This window comes from Aureitalea sp. L0-47 (genome assembly GCF_026126405.1).
GTDB lineage: Bacteria > Bacteroidota > Bacteroidia > Flavobacteriales > Flavobacteriaceae > Pukyongia.
In genome coordinates, this window is record NZ_JAFMTQ010000022.1 from 1 (window position 1) to 19,454 (window position 19,454).

15 protein-coding genes are annotated in these 19,454 nt (G+C 37.8%); 1 reads left to right on the forward strand and 14 read right to left on the reverse strand.

What is annotated here, in order from left to right; translation table 11 throughout:
- Nucleotides 1–870: 870 nt before the first annotated feature.
- Nucleotides 871–2,367: a YfcC family protein gene (locus tag J1N09_RS14770; RefSeq protein ID WP_265201046.1), complete on the reverse strand. Its 1,497-nt coding sequence runs from the start codon at nucleotides 2,365–2,367 to the stop codon at nucleotides 871–873.
- 157 nt (nucleotides 2,368–2,524) lie between these two features.
- Here J1N09_RS14770 and J1N09_RS14775 point away from each other — a divergent pair, with 157 nt between their 5' ends.
- On the forward strand, nucleotides 2,525–2,911 hold the full coding sequence (locus tag J1N09_RS14775) for a hypothetical protein (RefSeq protein WP_265201047.1): 387 nt from the start codon (nucleotides 2,525–2,527) through the stop codon (nucleotides 2,909–2,911).
- A 28-nt stretch (nucleotides 2,912–2,939) separates the two neighbouring features.
- On the opposite strand, the gene J1N09_RS14780 is transcribed toward J1N09_RS14775, so the two are convergent.
- The 13 genes from J1N09_RS14780 to J1N09_RS14840 form a co-directional block, all read right to left on the reverse strand.
- On the reverse strand, nucleotides 2,940–3,491 hold the full coding sequence (locus J1N09_RS14780; RefSeq protein WP_265201048.1) for a DUF6642 family protein: 552 nt from the start codon (nucleotides 3,489–3,491) through the stop codon (nucleotides 2,940–2,942).
- A 21-nt stretch (nucleotides 3,492–3,512) separates the two neighbouring features.
- Nucleotides 3,513–6,386, reverse strand: coding sequence for a type I restriction endonuclease subunit R (locus J1N09_RS14785; RefSeq protein WP_265201049.1), 2,874 nt, complete (start codon nucleotides 6,384–6,386; stop codon nucleotides 3,513–3,515).
- 84 nt (nucleotides 6,387–6,470) lie between these two features.
- Entirely contained in the window at nucleotides 6,471–7,577 is a 1,107-nt protein-coding gene (locus J1N09_RS14790) for a PD-(D/E)XK nuclease family protein (protein WP_265201050.1), read from the reverse strand.
- Nucleotides 7,561–8,130 (reverse strand): hypothetical protein, encoded by a 570-nt coding sequence (locus J1N09_RS14795; protein WP_265201051.1) that lies wholly within the window; start codon nucleotides 8,128–8,130, stop codon nucleotides 7,561–7,563. The genes J1N09_RS14790 and J1N09_RS14795 overlap by 17 nt, the downstream gene beginning before the upstream one ends.
- A gap of 56 nt (nucleotides 8,131–8,186) precedes the next feature.
- Nucleotides 8,187–9,104 carry an Abi family protein gene (locus J1N09_RS14800; RefSeq protein ID WP_265201052.1) on the reverse strand — a complete coding sequence of 306 codons (918 nt, stop codon included), beginning with the start codon at nucleotides 9,102–9,104 and terminating at the stop codon, nucleotides 8,187–8,189.
- 252 nt (nucleotides 9,105–9,356) lie between these two features.
- Nucleotides 9,357–10,475, reverse strand: a complete 1,119-nt coding sequence (locus J1N09_RS14805) for a DUF4268 domain-containing protein (protein WP_265201053.1) — start codon at nucleotides 10,473–10,475, stop codon at nucleotides 9,357–9,359.
- 166 nt (nucleotides 10,476–10,641) lie between these two features.
- Nucleotides 10,642–11,382, reverse strand: coding sequence for a hypothetical protein (locus J1N09_RS14810; RefSeq protein WP_265201054.1), 741 nt, complete (start codon nucleotides 11,380–11,382; stop codon nucleotides 10,642–10,644).
- Nucleotides 11,383–11,392: 10 nt separating this feature from the next.
- Nucleotides 11,393–12,688, reverse strand: a complete 1,296-nt coding sequence (locus J1N09_RS14815) for a restriction endonuclease subunit S (protein WP_265201055.1) — start codon at nucleotides 12,686–12,688, stop codon at nucleotides 11,393–11,395.
- Nucleotides 12,685–13,719 (reverse strand): YaaC family protein, encoded by a 1,035-nt coding sequence (locus J1N09_RS14820; RefSeq protein WP_265201056.1) that lies wholly within the window; start codon nucleotides 13,717–13,719, stop codon nucleotides 12,685–12,687. The genes J1N09_RS14815 and J1N09_RS14820 overlap by 4 nt, the downstream gene beginning before the upstream one ends.
- On the reverse strand, nucleotides 13,719–15,278 hold the full coding sequence (locus J1N09_RS14825) for a type I restriction-modification system subunit M (protein ID WP_265201057.1): 1,560 nt from the start codon (nucleotides 15,276–15,278) through the stop codon (nucleotides 13,719–13,721). Before J1N09_RS14825 ends, J1N09_RS14820 begins: the two co-directional genes overlap by 1 nt.
- 86 nt (nucleotides 15,279–15,364) lie before the next feature.
- Entirely contained in the window at nucleotides 15,365–16,819 is a 1,455-nt protein-coding gene (locus J1N09_RS14830; RefSeq protein ID WP_265201058.1) for a S1 family peptidase, read from the reverse strand.
- A 7-nt stretch (nucleotides 16,820–16,826) separates the two neighbouring features.
- Nucleotides 16,827–19,193 (reverse strand): toxin-antitoxin system YwqK family antitoxin, encoded by a 2,367-nt coding sequence (locus J1N09_RS14835; protein ID WP_265201059.1) that lies wholly within the window; start codon nucleotides 19,191–19,193, stop codon nucleotides 16,827–16,829.
- Nucleotides 19,194–19,202: 9 nt separating this feature from the next.
- Complete coding sequence (locus J1N09_RS14840; RefSeq protein ID WP_265201061.1) at nucleotides 19,203–19,430, reverse strand: hypothetical protein; 228 nt, start codon at nucleotides 19,428–19,430, stop codon at nucleotides 19,203–19,205.
- Nucleotides 19,431–19,454: the final 24 nt, after the last annotated feature.

Below are 19,454 nucleotides of genomic sequence, written 5' to 3' on the forward strand. Positions count from 1 at the left end.
TCGGGTGTCCGGTGTCTGGTTGTCATTCAGAGCGCAGCGAAGAATCTCGGCTTAAACTATTAATTATTGTTTATTGTTATTGTTTATTGTAAGTCTGAAGTTCGAAGTTTGAAGCAAACTAAACTCTTAAGCTTCTAAACTCATAACCTTCTTGTTGTCCAGTCTCCCTTCGCAAACTTCGTTCGCTTCGGAAGGTGTGGATGTCGGATGTGTGAAGTTCAAAGTGTCGTCTCGATCGGAGTCGAAGCATGGCGGATGAATCGAGAAGCTTGTGATGACAGGTTCTTTCTCTTCTTTTTTGCATTGCCCAAATCTTCTTTCTTTCCTTTTTTTGCTTCTCCAAAAAAAGAAATAAAAAAAGGAGCCTTTTTCCAGAGGTATTTTCAAAGTTGCTATCGCACTTTGAAACCCTATTCATTTTCCTAAATTCCACCCAGGCACCCGGAATTTTTAACGGAAAATGAATAGCTATACTGCGGAAAAAGATTTTCATGGTTCAGTTAAAAATCGAAATTTACAGCTAATACCCTTTACGTCAGAATATAGTGCAAGCAAAAATTCCTACCGAAATCGAAGATTCACGAACACAGAAATATAAACTTAAAGAGTAAGTAAAAACGAAGCAACATGTTTTAGTTTTGGCCTAGACCAAAATCGCGCCTCAGAGACGACTTCGGGACCCGCCGGATGCAACCGAGAGGACAACTAAAAGCTGTTTGAACCACCATAGGTGGTGAGTTCTTTTAGTTGCGAGGTAAAGACATGGCGGGTGAACAAGGGCTCTGCAGCGCTAGATTTTTTGGTTCTTTTTCATCGATGGAAAAAGAACATAAAAGAATCTGGACGAGCAAAGAAAATGAAGAGAAAGATTTAGATATAAACACTTATTGTCAAAAACCCCATTAAGGTAATGAGCAATATCCAAAACAACGGCATAATAAACTTAAGCCACTTATTAAACCCAACCTTAACAATGGCCAGGGCTGCCAGGATAAGACCGGTTGGGTTGATAAAGAAAAAGAGTCCCATACCATACATATAAGCATTCACCACAACTTCACGCGCTACACCGGCCGTATCGGCAAGGGGTGCCATGATAGGCATAGTGAGTACCGCCATACCCGAAGAGGAAGGGATAAAGAATGAGAGTCCGTTGTAGATAAGGAACATGGCGTTTGAGAATACCCCTTTCTCCATACCCGTGGTAAGTCCGGAGGCGTTGTAGAGCATGGTGTCGCTTATGAGTCCGTCGGTCATGATGACGGAGACCCCACGTGCGATCCCAATGATAAAGGCCACACCCAGCAGGGCTCCTGCCCCATTGGAAAAGGCCTCGACGAAGTCGGATTCTTTGATCTTACCCACAATCCCGATTAGGATGGCCCCTACCAGGAAGGTAGCGGTCATTTCCACAAACCACCAGTCCAGCATGGAAACGCCAATAACCATGATGATAAAACTGAGGGAGAAGATGGCGATGATAAGTCGGAGTCTGCCGGTGAGTTTGGCGTTGGTCTGTGCATGTGAAAGACCAAACATCTTTTCAATGCGTTCCTTGTGTTCGAAGATGATGGACCGACTGGGATCTTTCTTTACCCTGGCCGCGTAGCGGAGGATATAGAGTATGGTGATGGTAACGCAAATGACGAGGATGATCGCTCTCCCCTCCCAACCCGAGGTCCAGTTGATCCCCGCAGCATCAGAGGCGATGATGGTGGAAAACGGATTCACAGTGGAGCACATGGAACCCACGGCCGAACCCAAGAAAATACAGGCCAGCCCCACCATGGCGTCGTAGCCTGCGGCGATAAAGACGGGTATCAGGATGGGGTAAAAAGCCATGGTCTCTTCTGCGAGACCGAAGGTGGTCCCTCCGGCTGCGATAAGTGTTGTAACCAGTATAATAAGCAGGTATTCCCTACCCCTCAATACCCTGGCCAGCCAGGAGATCCCTGCATCGAAGGCCCCGGTACGATTCATAATGCCAATGAGCCCACCGATAAAGAGCACCAGAAAAATAATATCTGCCGATTCTATGATCCCTTTTACGGGCGACTGAATAAAAGCCCCAAAGCCCTGTGGTTTGGCCTCCACTTCACGGTAGGTGCCCGGGATGTTAATGGGTTTATAGATATCCCCGGAGGTAAATTTCTCCACCGGGATCTTTACTTCCAGGGTCTCCAACGTCTCTTGCGTGGCCGGCAGTGTCTCCGTCCCCTCCGCGTGGGTTCTTACAAAGCTTTCTGCATCGCTATCGTAGCCCAGGGTATCGTACTGCCCGGCGGGCACTACCCAGGTAAGCAGGGTTACCAGCCCGGCGATAAGCAAAAGAATGGTTTGTGCGGTGGGGAATTTGAGTTTTTTCATGAATACTAAAATAGTAATATAAAGAGAATAGCGCTGTTTGGCGGGCAAATTTCACTACCGCTAATGCTTCATTATCCCGTTTATCCGCCCTCCTATGACCGGTATCATTGCGTGGATATTGTTGTTTCCTTAGCTTGAAAAGTTAAAAAGCAGTGTTATGAAATCTATTAATTTATTGAGCAGGATCTGGTTGTTGGCCGGGTTTCTGCTACTGGCTTCCTGCGGACCTGTGATCTTTTCGTCCAGGGTACAAACAACACCGCCGGGCTGGTTCTATCCCAATCGTGTGGAGGTAGTGCGCTATGTGTACTTCCCCGATTACCTGATCTATTACGACCTTTCCTTGCGGCAGTATATCTATTTTGAGAATGGAGTGTGGATCACTGTGAATGTGCTACCGCCTCGATTCCGTGAAGTGAACTTACGCAGGTCGCGTTTTATTCATATCAACGATTACTATGGCGATCGTATCGACACCTATCACCGCGATAACTTAAACCGTGGTAGGAGTAACCAGGATGTAAAGAGGGGGCGGGGGAATTAATTAAATATGGAAATAGAGATATTTATATTTAAAGTATTCTGAAACCCAATGATTTTGTTAATTCCGGGTAATATCGTTTTAAGTGCTTACCCGTTTTTACAGGACTATTGTTTTTGTAAAAACTATTAATTAATGCAATATCCAATAAGGAACTCTCCAGAAAGTCGACCGATTTACTATAACCACTCACCATTCTTGTTCCTGTAATTTGTTTAAATTTCTCTATAACTTTTCCATTTTGTAACGCTCCGCAAGAACTAAAGTGAACCATTTTACCTTTAAACCATCCTCGACATTTATCACCTAAATCTTCAATACTTATGGATTCATTCTTAGATAACTCGATATCATTACGAGATCCATGTGAGGCAATTAGAATAACTCCGTATTTTTTATAACTAGCAGCTGTGGATGATTCCAAATAAGCTATAAGGCTATCTACGGTATTTACTTTTCTAAAGATATATTCAATACTACACACTTCTTTTAGTAAGTCAAGCGCAGATTTAATAGTAAGATCTTGATCTAATCTATTATCCCACTCACCTTCGATTGCAAATACGTGATTACCTTTTTTCATAAAACGATGATTAACTATTGCCTACCCAACCCCCCTCACAAACAACTCTACATACTCCCTCATTTTGTTTATGATCCGCTCTCCTATCTCACGTGCTTTTAACACACTGGGGCGACTTTCTAAACATTTAAAGACATCGTCACGAACTGGCGTTTGAGAGGTATAGATATACGTCTCCATCAAATTACTGAATTGTACTCGATCAAGATTTTCCTCTTGGCATATTTCATCGAGCGCAAGGACTCTTTGCTCTTGCCAGAATTTCTCGAATTCATCCTGAATATTATCCGCATCCCTTATTTGTGGTAAATTTTCCTCGATAAATTTCTCTATCAGAAGTCGTTTGCTGCGTAATTCAACCTCCCCACTTAAGAGCTCCTTAATTGCTTTTTTCTGTTTTTCAGCCTCGGAAGGCGTTTTCTCTTCGCTCAGTTGTGCTAGTAACTTGAGAATGTAAGCTACATTTATCTGATCTCTATGAATGAGCTCCACTTCAAAGTCAATATCATCCAAGATGGAATCCTTATGTTTCTGAGTATCGCTTTTCACCTTGTCGTACAGATCGAGATACTTACTTTTGAAATTATCGAACTCGTCCTGAGTAATTTCCAGATCCTCCCAATCGAAATCCACATAAGATTCCAAGACGTTCTTTGCTCGCAATAGGCGTCTAAAGGTTTGAACGAATTTCAATTCTTGATCTTCTCCAAGCAGATCATCAACATGCTTGTAGGTGGGTGTAATTTTTAAAAGTGCGTCCAAAGCCTCATCAAATTTCTTCGCAATTTTTTCATAAGGAGGTAAGATAATTTCCTCGATAGCATCTTTGTTGGAAAACAATGTTATTGCATCATCAGTAGCTTTTTTCAAGTTCCTAAAGCAAAGTATATTACCTTGCGATTTCTTCTCTCCCAATATGCGATTCGTTCGTGAATAGGCTTGTATTAACCCATGATGCCTTAAATTCTTATCAACATATAGGGTATTCACTTTTTTTGCATCGAAGCCAGTGAGCATCATGTTGACGACAACAACCAGGTCTAGGCGATCTTTATCGTGGAAATTTTGTTTTTCTCGATCCTTTAACCGCTGACTGATATCCTTAAAGTAATTTTCAAATTGTTCACTGTCCCTGGTTGAAAAACTGGTTTGGAACATCTTATTATAATCGGCGATGTATTCATCTAATTTGTCTCTTGTATGACTTGACCCGTATTTGGCTTTGGGTTCGGCTGCCATGGACATGTCATCTCCAGGTAGAAAATCCTGAGCATCATCATCGTCTTCGTTATTTCCATAGGTGAAAATTGTAGCAATCCGCATATCGTGATCCCCTGCAACCTTCTTTTGCTTAAACAAATCAACATAGGTAATGAGGTTTTCGATACTGCTTACCGCCAGAAGCGAAGAATACTCCTTTGAAAATGTTTTGAGATTGTGATATTTAATGATGTAGTCAACGATTTTCTCGATTCTACCAGGATCTTTGTATACCTCCGCTCTATCGATATCTTCAACCTCGATATCCAGCAATGTATTTGTCTTCTTTTTTTTGTACTTGCCTATATATTCTATTCCAAACTTTAAGACATTTTGATCGCGAATAGCATCGGTGATCACATATTTATGAAGACAGTTCCCAAATAAATCTTTGGTGGTACGTTTCCCAAGTTCATTTTTACTGGCATTTTCAGCAAAAATGGGAGTACCGGTAAAACCGAATAATTGTGCATTTGTAAAATACTCCGTAATGCGTTTATGAGTATCTCCGAATTGCGAACGATGACATTCATCGAAAATGAACACCACTCTTTCGTCCTTCAAATGGGTTAGACTTTTCTCATATCGCACTTTGCGAATGGCATTATTGAGTTTCTGAATTGTGGTAAGGACTAATTTAGTGCCGTCTGTTAATTGTCGAACTAAGGATCGTGTATTGTCTGTTACGTCTACACTGTCTTTTTTAAAGCTATTGAACTCCTTCATGGTCTGGTAGTCCAGGTCTTTACGATCAACTACAAATACCACCTTGAATACGCCCGGCATATCCATTACAATCTGGCTCGCCTTAAAAGAGGTCAATGTCTTACCTGAACCCGTAGTATGCCAGATATAGCCGTTATCATTTGAAGTAGCCACCTGTTTAATGATTTTCTCTGTGGCATAGTACTGGTAAGGCCTTAATACCATTAGGGTTTTGAATGTTTCGTTGTGAACGATGTAGTTGGCTATCATCTTACCCAAATGATCTCGATTCAAAAATGCAGACGCAAAATCTTCAAGTTCTGTAATATTTCTATTATCCTCATTTGCCCAGTAAAAGGTCTGCTTAACGGATTGCAGTTTGTTATTAGCAAGGTATTTGGTGTTCGCCCCATTACTAATTACAAACAACTGAACATATTGGAACAAACCGTAGTTACTCCAAAAGGAATGTCGCTGATAGCGATTAATCTGGTTAAAGGCCTCTTTAATTTCCAGACCACGACGTTTGAGTTCTATCTGCACCAGCGGCAGGCCGTTAATTAGCAGTGTGACGTCATAGCGATTTTTATAGGTTCCTTCTTGTGCAATCTGGTGGGTTACCTGAAACAGGTTTTGATTCCAGTCTTCACTATTGAAGAAACGCACATAAAAAGTATCACCATTGTCTTGTGTTAGGCTGTATCTATCTTTTAATGTTTTTGCTTTTTCAAATACATTTCCTTTTGCGAGATGATTTAAAATGGCCTCGAATTCCTTATCTGAAAATGTAGTGCCGTTAAACGCTTCGAGTTGACTTTTGAGATTTATCATCAACTCCTGTCCATTCGGTATGTTGACCAAAGTATACCCTAAACCAACGAGTTGGTTTATTAAGTTTTGTTCAAGTATGGCTTCACTTTGGGCCGACATCCTAAATTGCTTTTACTTCTGAGAGTGGAATTTCAACGGCTCTTGCCAACTCCAACATTTTACTTGCTATTTGTTCAACCAGCGTTATTCTTTGCTCTGACACGAATAATTTTTTTCTTTCCTCAGTTTTACTAAATTGTAATGCAGTCTTAAAATAGGGCCAGTATCCGGATTCAAGTAACCACTCTGCAGGAAATCAATATGAGCTAATCTTGCCTTAACATCAACACGATCCCATTTCTTATCATGCGCCTTTATACCATATACGCTATCGTGCCCTGGCATTTTTGACTGACCTTCTAATTTTATACGAATACCCTCGCCCCACGTATTATGAACTATATCCAATCCTTTCCAGCTAATCGAAATATCCTCGTCGATCGATATAGTCCAGGCGTGATCCAAATTCTCCTTGAGTTTGGCCTTTAGTTCATTTAGAAAATCGTTCACAGCTTCTACCTCCACATCTTTTATACCTGCCTCAATGTGTTTCGCTGTTGTGTAATTTTTCCGAAGAATTTCCTTGATCTCGTTTTCCATGTCCTTATTAGATAATTGATCGGTCAGTTTTTTCAAGAGTATAATGTATTGTTTAATCGATTCCCTAAGAATAGGCTGGTCTGTGGCTTCTTTTAGGCAAGCTTCGAGCCAATCGATAATATTCGTTCTATATGATAGGCAGTAATAATCTTCATCTAGCTTTAAGTCGACTTTGCTTTCTTCGCTGGCATCATCTCCGTTAAGAGTAAGATAAAACACAGTATTTTTTTCTTTGTTGTGATTCGCGTAACGCTTTAATTGCGCTTCCTGGTCTCCTGCGTATATTTTGTTCTCTATCGAAAGGCTATTCCCTAAGGCGTCCCAGATATATATATCGATACGTCCTCCGGTATTTGTGCTCATGTTGGCCGATCCAACATAATATTCAAGGGTGAGTCTGGCGCTAGATAACTCGATAGAATTATCACCAATCTCATTTAAGAATAACGATAGAAATTTGGGCCCCATTAAATGTGATCCCTTGGGATTAAGCAGTTCTCCAAGGAATGCACTATGAGTGTCATTTTCTTGAGACTCCACTTTGAGAATAGAGAAAATATTGAAATGCTCGCCCCGTAGTTGCTCCAACTTTTTTTGGTGGGCCACAATTCTTTTGCTATCTGTTAGTACCTGCTTAATATCGGCTAGCATCTCTATTACTTTGACGTTCAAAAATAGAAAGCTCTAATTCGGCTAAAGACAGCTTTTTGTCTTTTCGATCCCGAATCGCTTTCGCATGATCAATTATTTTTCTGTAGTTCACATCATCTTCAAATTGCGTCCAGGCTTCAACTTTTAGACGCGGCAGATTCATTTTTTTTGCTTCCTTGTTTAATTCTATCTGAATTAGACGATCCACCGGAAAGTGAGGTGGATTCTCTTTTAGATTTCCTAAACACCACTGATATTTCAAATACAGATTGAGAAGCTTTTGTGCCACACCAAAATTTATTGGAATGCTTACGTTCGCCACTTTTAAATTCTTAGAGAATGTAACCAGACTTTGGATGTTCTCTATATGACTATCTTCGAATACTGAAACTTTATAATCTTTGGAAACCAATTCTTCAATTTTGTTTCTCAATGCAGATCGAAAAGCTGTTCTTACAGTTTCCGGATGATTCTTCTTGTAGATATTGGCGCGTTGAAAGCCCCCTCCAAAAGTAAGGATCCAGATTTCGTTATTTAGAAATTTACCTTTCATACATTTCTTAATGCCACTTAAAATTCAATTCGCTTTGTTAATTTATCCATCTATATTTAGCTATAGGTCCATAGTGGCTCTTTTTGCCAATTTATTTTCATACCCAAGGCATTTGGATCAACGTTAGGATATTCCACGAACAAGTCATTCAAGTTCTTATTAAATGTGTTCTCTCGAGCTATTGTATATAACAGATATCGCATCAGACACATATGAACATATAAATGAATATTTTCATGTTGTTTTGGGACGTTTGCTATGTCATTAATCCATGGGTTTGGTGGATTTGGAAGTAATCTCACCGTTCCAGGCAAGTTCCGGTTCCATAAGCGAGAATGATGTGCACAAAAATTACGGATTTGAGCTATACTTTGAAGCCAACTCTTTAGATATGTATGGTTAACAGCTCCCAATTCCTGAGCGATTATATCTTTGGATTTTGCACTTGGTTTTAAATTTCCATATAGTTTTGAAAGTGCACCAAATGTTGTTTGTTCCAAGCTCTTCCATGAAGGGGGAAATCTCCCGTCTGTTTTATACTTTTTCTTGTGATTCTTAATCGTAATATCCTTGGTTCGAGAAATTTCCTCTTCCAGATTTGTCAAGGTTCTTGTTAGGGCTAAACTATCTTCAAAGATCTCAAAGTTTTGAAACCACCAAGGATCGAATTCATGTGATAAATGATATATAAGCTTGGTTCTTAGGCTTATTTCAATTTTCTCTATTACATCGAACAGGAGTATTCTTAGCTTTCTATCAAAATTATAGAGATTAACAACATCACTAAACTTGCTTTTATCCTTAAATTGATGAGTTTCTTTGTCTGCCTGCATTACATACCAATACTCCCCTAGACGATAATAACTTACATGACTTAAGTAATGTCTTGCTAAAGCTTCATTGTCAATTTCCAATCCTCGTTTTGCTAGCAACGCAAGTTGCTGGTCTATAGTAGTAGCTGGTTTATTAAACATACCTTACAAAAAACCCCGACATAGAAAACTATGCCGGGGAGGTTAAATATTATTCTTTAAAAGCAAAAGACACACCCTGGGACGCTGTTCTTATGGGTAGCGTGGTGTGTACTGTTACGACAAATGTACAAATTTGATGCCATTATGCAAAACATTTTGCATATAATTTTATTTATCATATTGATATACAGAGTATTAATTGTAAACACATCAATTGCGACAACCCTTTTATAATTAATTATGCGCTTAATATTAAACCTCATTATTTACTTTCGTCCAATATGGCAAGAGCACATCATAAAACTCCTTCATGGCATCACAATACCAATTTATAAATGCTTCGTCTTTCTTATTACGCCAACCATCGGCATCTCCTGTAATTTCTAAGGCAGTCTTCTCAAATTTAATTCTAGAGGCCTTTTTGCCTTCTAAACGTTCCCATTGAATCTCACCAAGTGTAAATTTTTCATCAATTTCACTTTTATACTCACTCATAGCCTCGATCAAGTGCTTTTCTTCATCTTGCCATATGTAAAGTTCGACGCGATATCCCTTTCTGCCAATGCAAAACCCAAAAGATGCTCTTCCTCTTAAAGTGCTAATATTGAAATAGGGTTTTGCAGTGACATTGTCCAACAAATCCATTTTTCGAACACTCAATTCCGCTTTTAGCTTATTCCAGAACTCAACAAGTCTGGTTTCAGTCTCCGCAACTTTTTTGCTTTTGGATTTTTCTTCCAGCTCCTTCTCCATCGCGTCTATCATGAACTCCTTGGTCTCAGGCAATGGAATAATTTGTGCGATCTGTAAGAACAACTCCTCTCCTCTGCCATATGGAATAGCTCGAAAACACTGAACCTGCACACTGTGCTGTAGAAGCCAAAGTACTGTCGATGTTACTTCCTTACGATAATTATTGGCAACAAAAATAATTCGCTGGTCGTTTCGATTGAGCAACAAACCGTCTTCGTCAATATCCAGGAATTCCAGAATATTATCTTTTGCATTTTCCTCTAAACCTTGTCCGTCGAGATAGTCTTGATAAATCTTTATGATTTGACTCGTAGAAAGCGTTGAGCAATAAGAAACATATTTAAGAGCTTGCCAAACTACATCTCGGCCTGAATCGTCCAATTTGTTTTCTATCACAACGATATTTCCTCCTGTGTCTAAAGCCAACAGATCCAGTCGCTCTTGAGTATCATTAAAACCATCAAATTCTTTTTGAATAATCAACAAATCCTCTCCCAAAATCTCGGGATTCTTGGCGATCCATTCCTGGAGGTTTTCTCGTTCTTTAAATTGAAGCTCACTAAACTTCCTTTCTTCAAGTTTGGAAATATTGTTCTGTTCTCGATTAATTCTGTACATAATTATCTGAATTTTCTAAAGGCCTGTGTTGTTTGATAAATTCCATTACTACATGCAATTCGTCACAAGAACTGAAAAACATACATTTACATCGTTTTAGAGCCAGTTCATTTATGTTTTTTACTTTCTCCCCTAATAAACAAACATCTGCTACAACAGCACTTTCTTAAACTGTTGGCAAGGGTTTAACTTTATTATGAAATCTACAAGCATCATAAAACTCGTTTAGTTCTTCTTTGATTTTAATATTATTGAATGCCTTAATCCAGTCTTCATATGTAATTACCTCTAATTTGCATTGTTTAACACGTTCAATAAGATTATCATCTATTTGTTGATCTTGATTGGCATCGTTATGTGATTTTACCCTCTGTGTAATTTGTCTTTCAATAGTATCTTTACTAACCAAATCTTTAATAGTTGTGCCATCTCTTTTTTTACGATCACGATTAGATTTGGGTAGTACTACAAAAAAGAAAGTCTTGCATTCTTTTGGTGTATTATGTGCAATACAAGCAACATTTCTGCTGGCCTGATTAAAGCCCTTAGCATTTTTTGTTTCTTTACTTAGTTGACTCTTCATTTTTGCTTCAATTATTCCAAACTCATGTGCATTTGCCATCTCTAGTTTTCCACTAACACTGTAATCAATTTTAAAATCTCCGATTGCAATATCTGGATGGGTGTAGCCTTCTCTTTTGGATTTTGCAGAAACAAATGGACTTGAAATTAAAGCTTCTGATGTCCATCTTTTATTTGTGAAGTCTATACCTTTAAACTTTAATTTTTCCTTTACAGAATAATACATTAACATTCTTGTCATCCAACCTTCATTATAAATTTCTGTTGGGTTAACGCTAGAACTAGTGTTATTCATTGTTTTTATTATTTCTGAAATGGCATCCATAACTATATTTTTAAACAAACATCTGCTGCAACAACCCCTTCTTAAATAGTTGCGTTTGAGTGATTTGTTGGTTCACACCGTCTATTTTGGTATCGATACTCGATAAGAAAGCAGCAATTTTTTGTTGTTCTTGAATAACAGGTAGTTTTAATTTCAATTTACCCACTCTACAAGTAGATAAACTCAAGACTTTGGTCCCCTGGGCGATAACCATAATTTGCTTTCTCATACTCCATGATTGAAGCAGAATACTAAAAAATCCAATTGTTGTTTTTGATGTTTTTGGACGCGCAAGAAATGTATGAAGTCCCGCTAAAACTTGTTCATCCTCCAAATCAATTAATTCTATGGTCTTACCTATATCGACATAATCTTCAGAGGCATCAGCTATAACTAAATCACCATTTTTACAAAATGAATCTGATTTGATTTTTGAAAGATTAACTTCATCATTTACGAAAGGAACCTTTTCGTCTTTTAAAACAAAAGCTGTTTTGAACTTGGTATGAATATCTCCATAGTGAATATTATAAACGAAGCCAGATTCATAGTTCAACTTATCTCTTGATAATGAATTCGTTGGAATAAAAGAATACAAATCTCTGAATGAATTTTCCTCCCACTCGGGAAACCCCTTACCATCCTTATCCTTAAACCGGATCTCCTGGCTAAAGAGCTTTTGCATCACACCTTTCTTATATTGTTCGAGTAATTCTTTCTTTTTGGTGAGCTGCTGTATTTTATTATCCACAGCAGATAAAAAGGAGGCTATTTTTTGTTGTTCGGAGAGGGAGGGGATATTAAGTTTTAGCTCTTTATACTCTTCAGCATTTAAGCCCGGTTGTCCCGAGCGCATTGAATATACATGCACCCACTTATTATAAGACTCTTTAAAGGTCAGAGCATAGATAAATCTTGGGTCAGCCTTTGAAATGTGAAATTTTATTAGGAAACCTGCATATATTAGGATTCCATCTAATTTATTGTAGAGATAAGATTTCCCTACACTTGCCCCAGTCCTAGCAAATACGATATCTCCTTCTTTCAATCTGTATTTATCAACAGATTCTCCTTCAGGGCTGGTTAAGGGATTTGGCTTAAATTCCCTTGATTCCTCATCAATATCAGTTATACGTAAATATTTGTTGATTCCATCAAATTCCGTCGCAGCAGCTCCAATACCATAAGAAATACCAGTTGACATTTCTCCCAACCTTTTTTCTATCCACTCCCCATCAAACTCTTTAAAACGTAATTTGGGCAGAAGTCTCTTTTGTGTTTTCTGATGTAATATTACTTCGGTCATTTTCGGATTCCAGGCATTTTAAATTCTTTTCCAGTAATTTCACAAGCAATCCCATAAATAAATTGTTTTGGAGCTAAGTTTATAAATTCTGATAATAGCCAATTTTGCTGGTTATCAAAATGTTTTTTGAGACGTAGTGGGTTATATCGTGATAATTCACTTAACCGATGCATTAAGGCAAATGTTATACACATAGGATTACGATCAATTAAATTATTTGTCCCTCCTCTTTTAAAATACCATAAATCATGGCTACCAACGATATAATGAATATCTCTCCGAACCTTATTATTGTAATTCTTTAGTCTTTCTAAATTCTTCGCTTTGTTTGCTTGACCATTCTTCCATTTAAATCTTTTTCGTCTTCTAATAATATATTTATCAGTAACTCCCATGTCTCTTTCGAATCTAGAGGGAAGTTTATTAATTGTCCGACCATTTTTATAATTCTCAGCTACAATTTCGGCTTGAAAATAAGCACGGTCTTGTCCCGATATCTTTACAAAATGGGGGTTAGAAATAGGAAAGAACAATTCTGGATCACTACTGTAAGTTATGTCATAAGCGCGATGCACATAATTCAAATTATATATTAAATTCTTAAAGGTGTACTCTTCATTATTCGCCACTTCGCCAAATAGCCTACACATCTCCGAAAGTATCCCATTCGGTGATATTTTTATTAGTTCATTTGATAATGAAGCCATATTACCCGTTATTTCTCCTGTAACGCCATGTTTTTCCGCGTAAGAAACATCTTTGACCTCCAATAAAGCTTTAGTTGCGTTTAAAAAACAATAATACGCAGCTAATGGGGCAGAAGTATTGGGCAATTGTTTTGTCGCTCTATAAAATCCTCTTGCCTGATACCAGTAAAATAATGCATCGTGTTTACCTTTTCGCTTTATCCATAATTCGACATATTCCCACGGATTTTCAACCAGTATTGATTTATTATTAAACGCAGGATCAATAATTGATTTATGAGGCCTAACTAACTTGCTTTTTATTTTAATTGGTGTGGTTGCCATTAAAATGGAGTATCTATTCCTAATTGATTACAGTAATTGGCTATGCTGATATCGGTTTCTTTTATGTCTTTTTCAAGCTCTTTGAGTCCTTTGGAGACCGCTGCCAGGTTAACTGGTTCTTCTTCTTCAAACGTATCCACATAACGAGGGATGTTGAGATTGTAATCATTTTCAGCTATCTCGCTAAGGTCAGCGACATAACTAAACTTATCTTCCTCTTTTCGCTCTCTATACGTCTCAATGATTTTATCGATATCTTCCCCTCGTAATATGTTCTGGGTCTTTACCTTCTCAAATTGTTGGCTGGCATCGATAAATAGCACATCATTATCATATTCACGTTTCTTCTTTAGCACCAGTATACAAGTTGGAATACTCGTTCCATAAAAGATATTGGCGGGCAATCCAATTACCGCATCCAGATAATTCTTTTCTTCTATGAGGTATTTCCTTATCTGGCCTTCCGCAGCCCCTCTAAATAAAACTCCATGCGGTAATACCACTGCCATGGTTCCATGGTCATCCAGTTGGTAGATCATGTGTTGCACAAAGGCAAAGTCGGCCTTACTCTTGGGTGCCAGTTTCCCATAATCCCTAAATCGATTATCGCTCATAAACAAGGGGTTCGCACTCCACTTGGCCGAGAATGGAGGATTGGCAACTATAGCATCAAAACGCATCTCCATATGTTGTGGGCGTTCCAGCGTATCTTCATTCTTTATATCGAAACGTTTGTAATGCACATCGTGCATGATCATATTCATGCGACACAAGTTGTAGGTGGTTGGATTCATTTCTTGTCCGTAAAACGCACCCACCTCTTTGACTTCCTTTGCCACCCGCAGTAACAACGAACCGGAACCACAGGTGGGATCGTACACACTTTTTAGTTTCTCCCTTCCAGTGGTAACAAGCTGCGCCAAAACCTTCGATACTTGCTGGGGCGTATAGAATTCACCCGCTTTCTTGCCGGCGCCACTGGCAAACTTTCCAATAAGATATTCGTAGGCATCACCCAGAAGATCACTTTCAGTGTTTTCCAGATCGAAATCGATTTCTTCTAAATGCGTTAGTACCCTAACGATAAGCTCGTTTTTATCATTCTCAGTTTTCCCAAGTTTAGAGCTGGTTAAATCAAGGTCTTCGAAGAGGTTGCCAAAGTCCTCTTCACTCTCAGACCCCATGGTGCTTTGCTCAATATGGTTTAGTACCTTGCCGAGATCGCCCAGGATAAATTGATGCTTCCCTCCGGCATTTCCTCTTCTAGCCAGTTCAGAAAACAATTCCGAAGGTAAAAGGAAGTATCCTAGTTTATCCAAAGCCTCATCACGAATGGCATTTAGATATGCTTCGCTTTGCGGATGATCTTCTACATCTTTATATTCAATACCATCCGGTTTAAGAATTTCGTTGGCATATAAGTTCATTTTCCGGCTTAGGTATTTATAAAAAATAAAGCCTAAAATATAATCCCTAAAATCATCGGCATCCATCTTACCTCGCAGGGTGTTGGCGATGTTCCAGAGTTGGGCGTGCAGTTGTTGGGTTTTTTCGGTCATAAGGAGGTTCGGTGTTTTTGTAAATATAGCGGAAACATTGGGCAATGGCAATACGGGAAACCGCGTAAATGGCAACAACTATTTGGTCAATTTACGCCGTAAGTCTCGACTATCTTTCCATTGGAATCAAATAGAAATCTAACAGTACTATGCACACTAAACTCCCTTCCTTTACGTTCGTTGAAATACTTGTAGTTGGTTTTTAGGTCGTAGGTGTAGTTATTTATCTTTTCGATTGATTGAATGTAATTTCTGGAATTAGAAGTAAATCCCCACAGGTATTCATAACGGTTTTTCAGTTTAGCAAACGTTGGTTCAGTAATATCATAATACCTACTGAACTTAGGAGAAAAGAAAGAATAGATCGCATCAAAATCCCGTTTCTGTTCCGCAATCAAAAATTCGCGAATGACGTTGGAATAATCCAGGGCTTTTTTTGGCGTAGAAACTTTTTCATTTTTTATCCGAGAAATAACGGTCTTTTCATCAATACTGGCAACCTGCTTGTTATTGTATAAATCATTTAAGGCTAGTACCGGTATTCCAAAACTAAATCCTTGAAAATCTCCAGTTTTTGCAAAATTAATCGCAACGAGATTACCCCATTGGTCAATAATAGGACCTCCACTTGAACCGGGCAAGGTAGGAATTGAATACAGTATCTTGTTTTGATCTGGGTCTTGTGTGACTGTGCCTTGTGTGAATTGCGATTTTATACCTTCTGCCGTGGATGCCAATGATTCTCCGTGATTAAAGGCTATCATATAAACAGGATCATTAAGACTTAGGGCTTCTTTATCGCCTAAAGTGTTAAGTTCAAAGGTCCTGTTTACTGAAACTGGTGTTGTTTTATCTTTTAGCTGGATTATAGCAAGATCAATATCATCTTCTAATGATTTTTTAGTCGCTACACATTCGGAATAATCATCTATATCAGTTACATGAGTGTCATCGTATGCAACTCCAAGAAAAACCCGTACGAGTTCTGTTTTGGTATTATCCGGATCGAAGTCTAGTTCATATAATAATCTTTCTAACTCAATTGCTTCATTCTTATTAGTATTGTATTTATCTTTTAATTCAGATCTTTCTTCAAAATTTAAATAATCGAAGTACTCATTGTGAAGATCTACAATTTTACTCTGCTCAATTTCTTTATCATTAATTGCCTTTCTGATTTTGTATTTAAGATCATTTAAATATTCATTGATACTTTCACCAACTATGTCGCTCTTCTCAAGTGGAAAAACCACATGCCGATTCGTCGCTATCTCTCCTTTTTTAGAGATAAAGAATCCCGTTCCAGAAGCAATAGCAGCGTTCTGAATTGCTTCTTCTTCATCTTCATAAAACACAGGTTCATCATTGTTAATATTATAATAGAAATCTAAACCATTATCTAAGCTTGTATGGAAATAATAAGAGTTCTGAATTAGTACAACACTCTTTCTGTACTCCTCATAAAGCACGGTAGGCTCAGGTGGATTTTTACATGAAACTATCAATATAGTTAGTCCTATTAAGCTTAAGAACTTTTTCATTACACATTTATTTAATTACACCATTCTTATACTTCACTTTTTTTATTTTATTCCCATTATCGTCATAGTAAATAGTCATTCCATTTCGCACACCATCTTTAATTTTCCGCTCCTCTTTATTTCCGGTTTCAGGATCAAAATATGTGAATATCCCTTCGTAAAGTTCTCCGGAATCTAAAAAATAATAGAATTCACTACCGTCTTGAATTGGATCAAATCTGTCTTTGTTATTTATCGTCAATTTCACATTTGAATCGTAATAATTATACTCCCATTTGCCCACGTTTTGGCCGTCCTCAATCTGGCCTTCAACTACAATTCTATCATTCGTATCAAATTTTTGAAAAAGACCGTCAGGATAATTTTCATCGGGATTTGAAGAAATCTGAACTGGAATTTTTATTTCGATTAGATTGTGATCTACTTTTGGCTTGTCACTTTTATTTTTGGTCATATAGTATTCCTGAAGAGTCCTAGACCCATCCTCATCAAACACAGTCCTGTATAATCGATAATCGACGATACCCTCTTTAATAATCTTATAATGAACCTCCGGCTTTCGATTTTCTGAACTGTATACGGTAAGTTCCTTCAATCGATCTTTATAAAAGATTTTCTTAATCTTGGGATTTCCTGTATTATCGTATTCAATAAAATCACCGTCTAATTTATCATTGGTGTAATTTTTGCGGACAGAAATTGAATTCTCATCGTAATATCCAATCCATTCGCCATGTCGTTCGTTATTTGCGAATCTACCTTTTTCATAATAGAAAGGTTGATTTTCATTACCTGTATTATATCGTTGAAGCCAGGCGCCATGCTTGTTCCCCTTCGCGTAATTCCCTTCAACTACGATTAGATTCAATGAATCTCTTAAACTATAAGGTCCGTGAAGAAGATCGTTCTTATAATTTGATTTTAGATCTACCTTTCTATATGACAAACGGGTACATGAATCTTTGGTCGAAGTACTTTTTTCTTTTTCAGGACACGGATATTTTACTTCTTGTAAGTAGGAAAACTGTCGGGTTTGTCCTTCTAAATAACCATAATCATAAGACTGAATTAGAAATAATTCACCCGAATAAGGAAGCTGCTCATTGGTTTTTTCTGATACGTAATTAGTATAGTAATCTTTCCACTCACCATGTTTAAGTCCGTCTTTGTAGTAACCTTCTGAAGCTAAATTACCTGTCAAGTGGTAGTTCTTCCAATAACCTTCCCTTTCGCCGTTTAGATATTTACCTTGGGTAAGTAACTTTAAATCGGTAGTATCAGTTCTTATAAGTCCCCCAACAAGCATTCTCGTAAGATCATAGTAAATCCTGTAATCACCACTAAGCTGATCATTTTTAAAATTACCAACTATAAGACTATCTCCTTTAGCTTCTCGGAAGAAGCCCTCTTTCTTTCCTAAATTGAAGGTGGTAATATTTATTGGTAACTCCTTTCCCTCCTCAATTGCTGAAAGTTCCCATTTACCATGCTTCTTGCCGTCCTTAAAGAATCCCTTCTCTACCACAAATAGTTCACCTTGATCGTTGTAGTAATAATTTTTTATAGCTCCATCTAATTCGTCCTTTCTGTAGTTTTTTTCTTCAGAAATTTGTCCATTTTCATAAATCTTGGCCAATCCTTCTAGAAAGCCATTTTTAAATGAGTATGAAGCTGTTAAATTATCATCTTCATCATACTCGGAAAACTTTCCATTAGGTTTACCATTAGAATAATATCCGATTTTTTGCTTTATACCATTTTCATGAAAGTAAGTAATTGGGCCATTTAGTACGCCATTTTTCAAGACGTATTCAACTTTCGTATTGCCATTTGCGTAAGTGTCTACTTTTTTACCATTATTTGGATCATAAATGCTTTCTTTTTTTATAACTGTAATACGATAAGCCGTAAATGATGAGTTCGAATAGTCGTTTTCTTTACGCTTTTTAGTTGATGTAGTTAAATTATATCGTGAATTTGAGTAGGATGAAATTAATTCATCGTCTTCAATGCTACTATTTATAAGCTTATACCCGTTAGATGACAACGAGTTTTGAAATCTCTTAAATCCCTCTTGGTTGAAAAAGGACAACGACACTTTATTAGGAAATCCTTCATAGGTATATAAATAAAACCAGGCTAGTGCCTCGTCACTGTAAGACTCTTTCTTATATGACCATGTGATGGTATTGTATTTTGAAGAGTTTCCTTTCTCAGAACTGTAATATTCCCATCCCTTATTGATTAATATTTGATTTACGGTTTCCCACTTTGACTTGCTACAAAGAGAATGAAGGTCATTTAAGTTTAAGTTTTGGGAAGTTGTCTCTATCGAAATTGCTACTAAGAACAATAATATTAAAAATCTATTCATAATATCATATTAATCCTCCCACCCACAGAGCGAACGGCCCATTTGTTTAGCATCGGTAAGGGTTATTTTGTAAATACTTGTAGAACAATTGGACAGTCCACGACAATTTTTATCGTAATGGTATTTTTTGCTATAGGGGCCTTTGCAGATATACACATCGGTTAAGGAGGTATCACTAATAAAAGAGGTGGTAACCACAAATCCCAGGGCCAGTATGGCCAGGCGTAGTGATTTCATAGGTTAGTTTGTTTTAAATCCGAT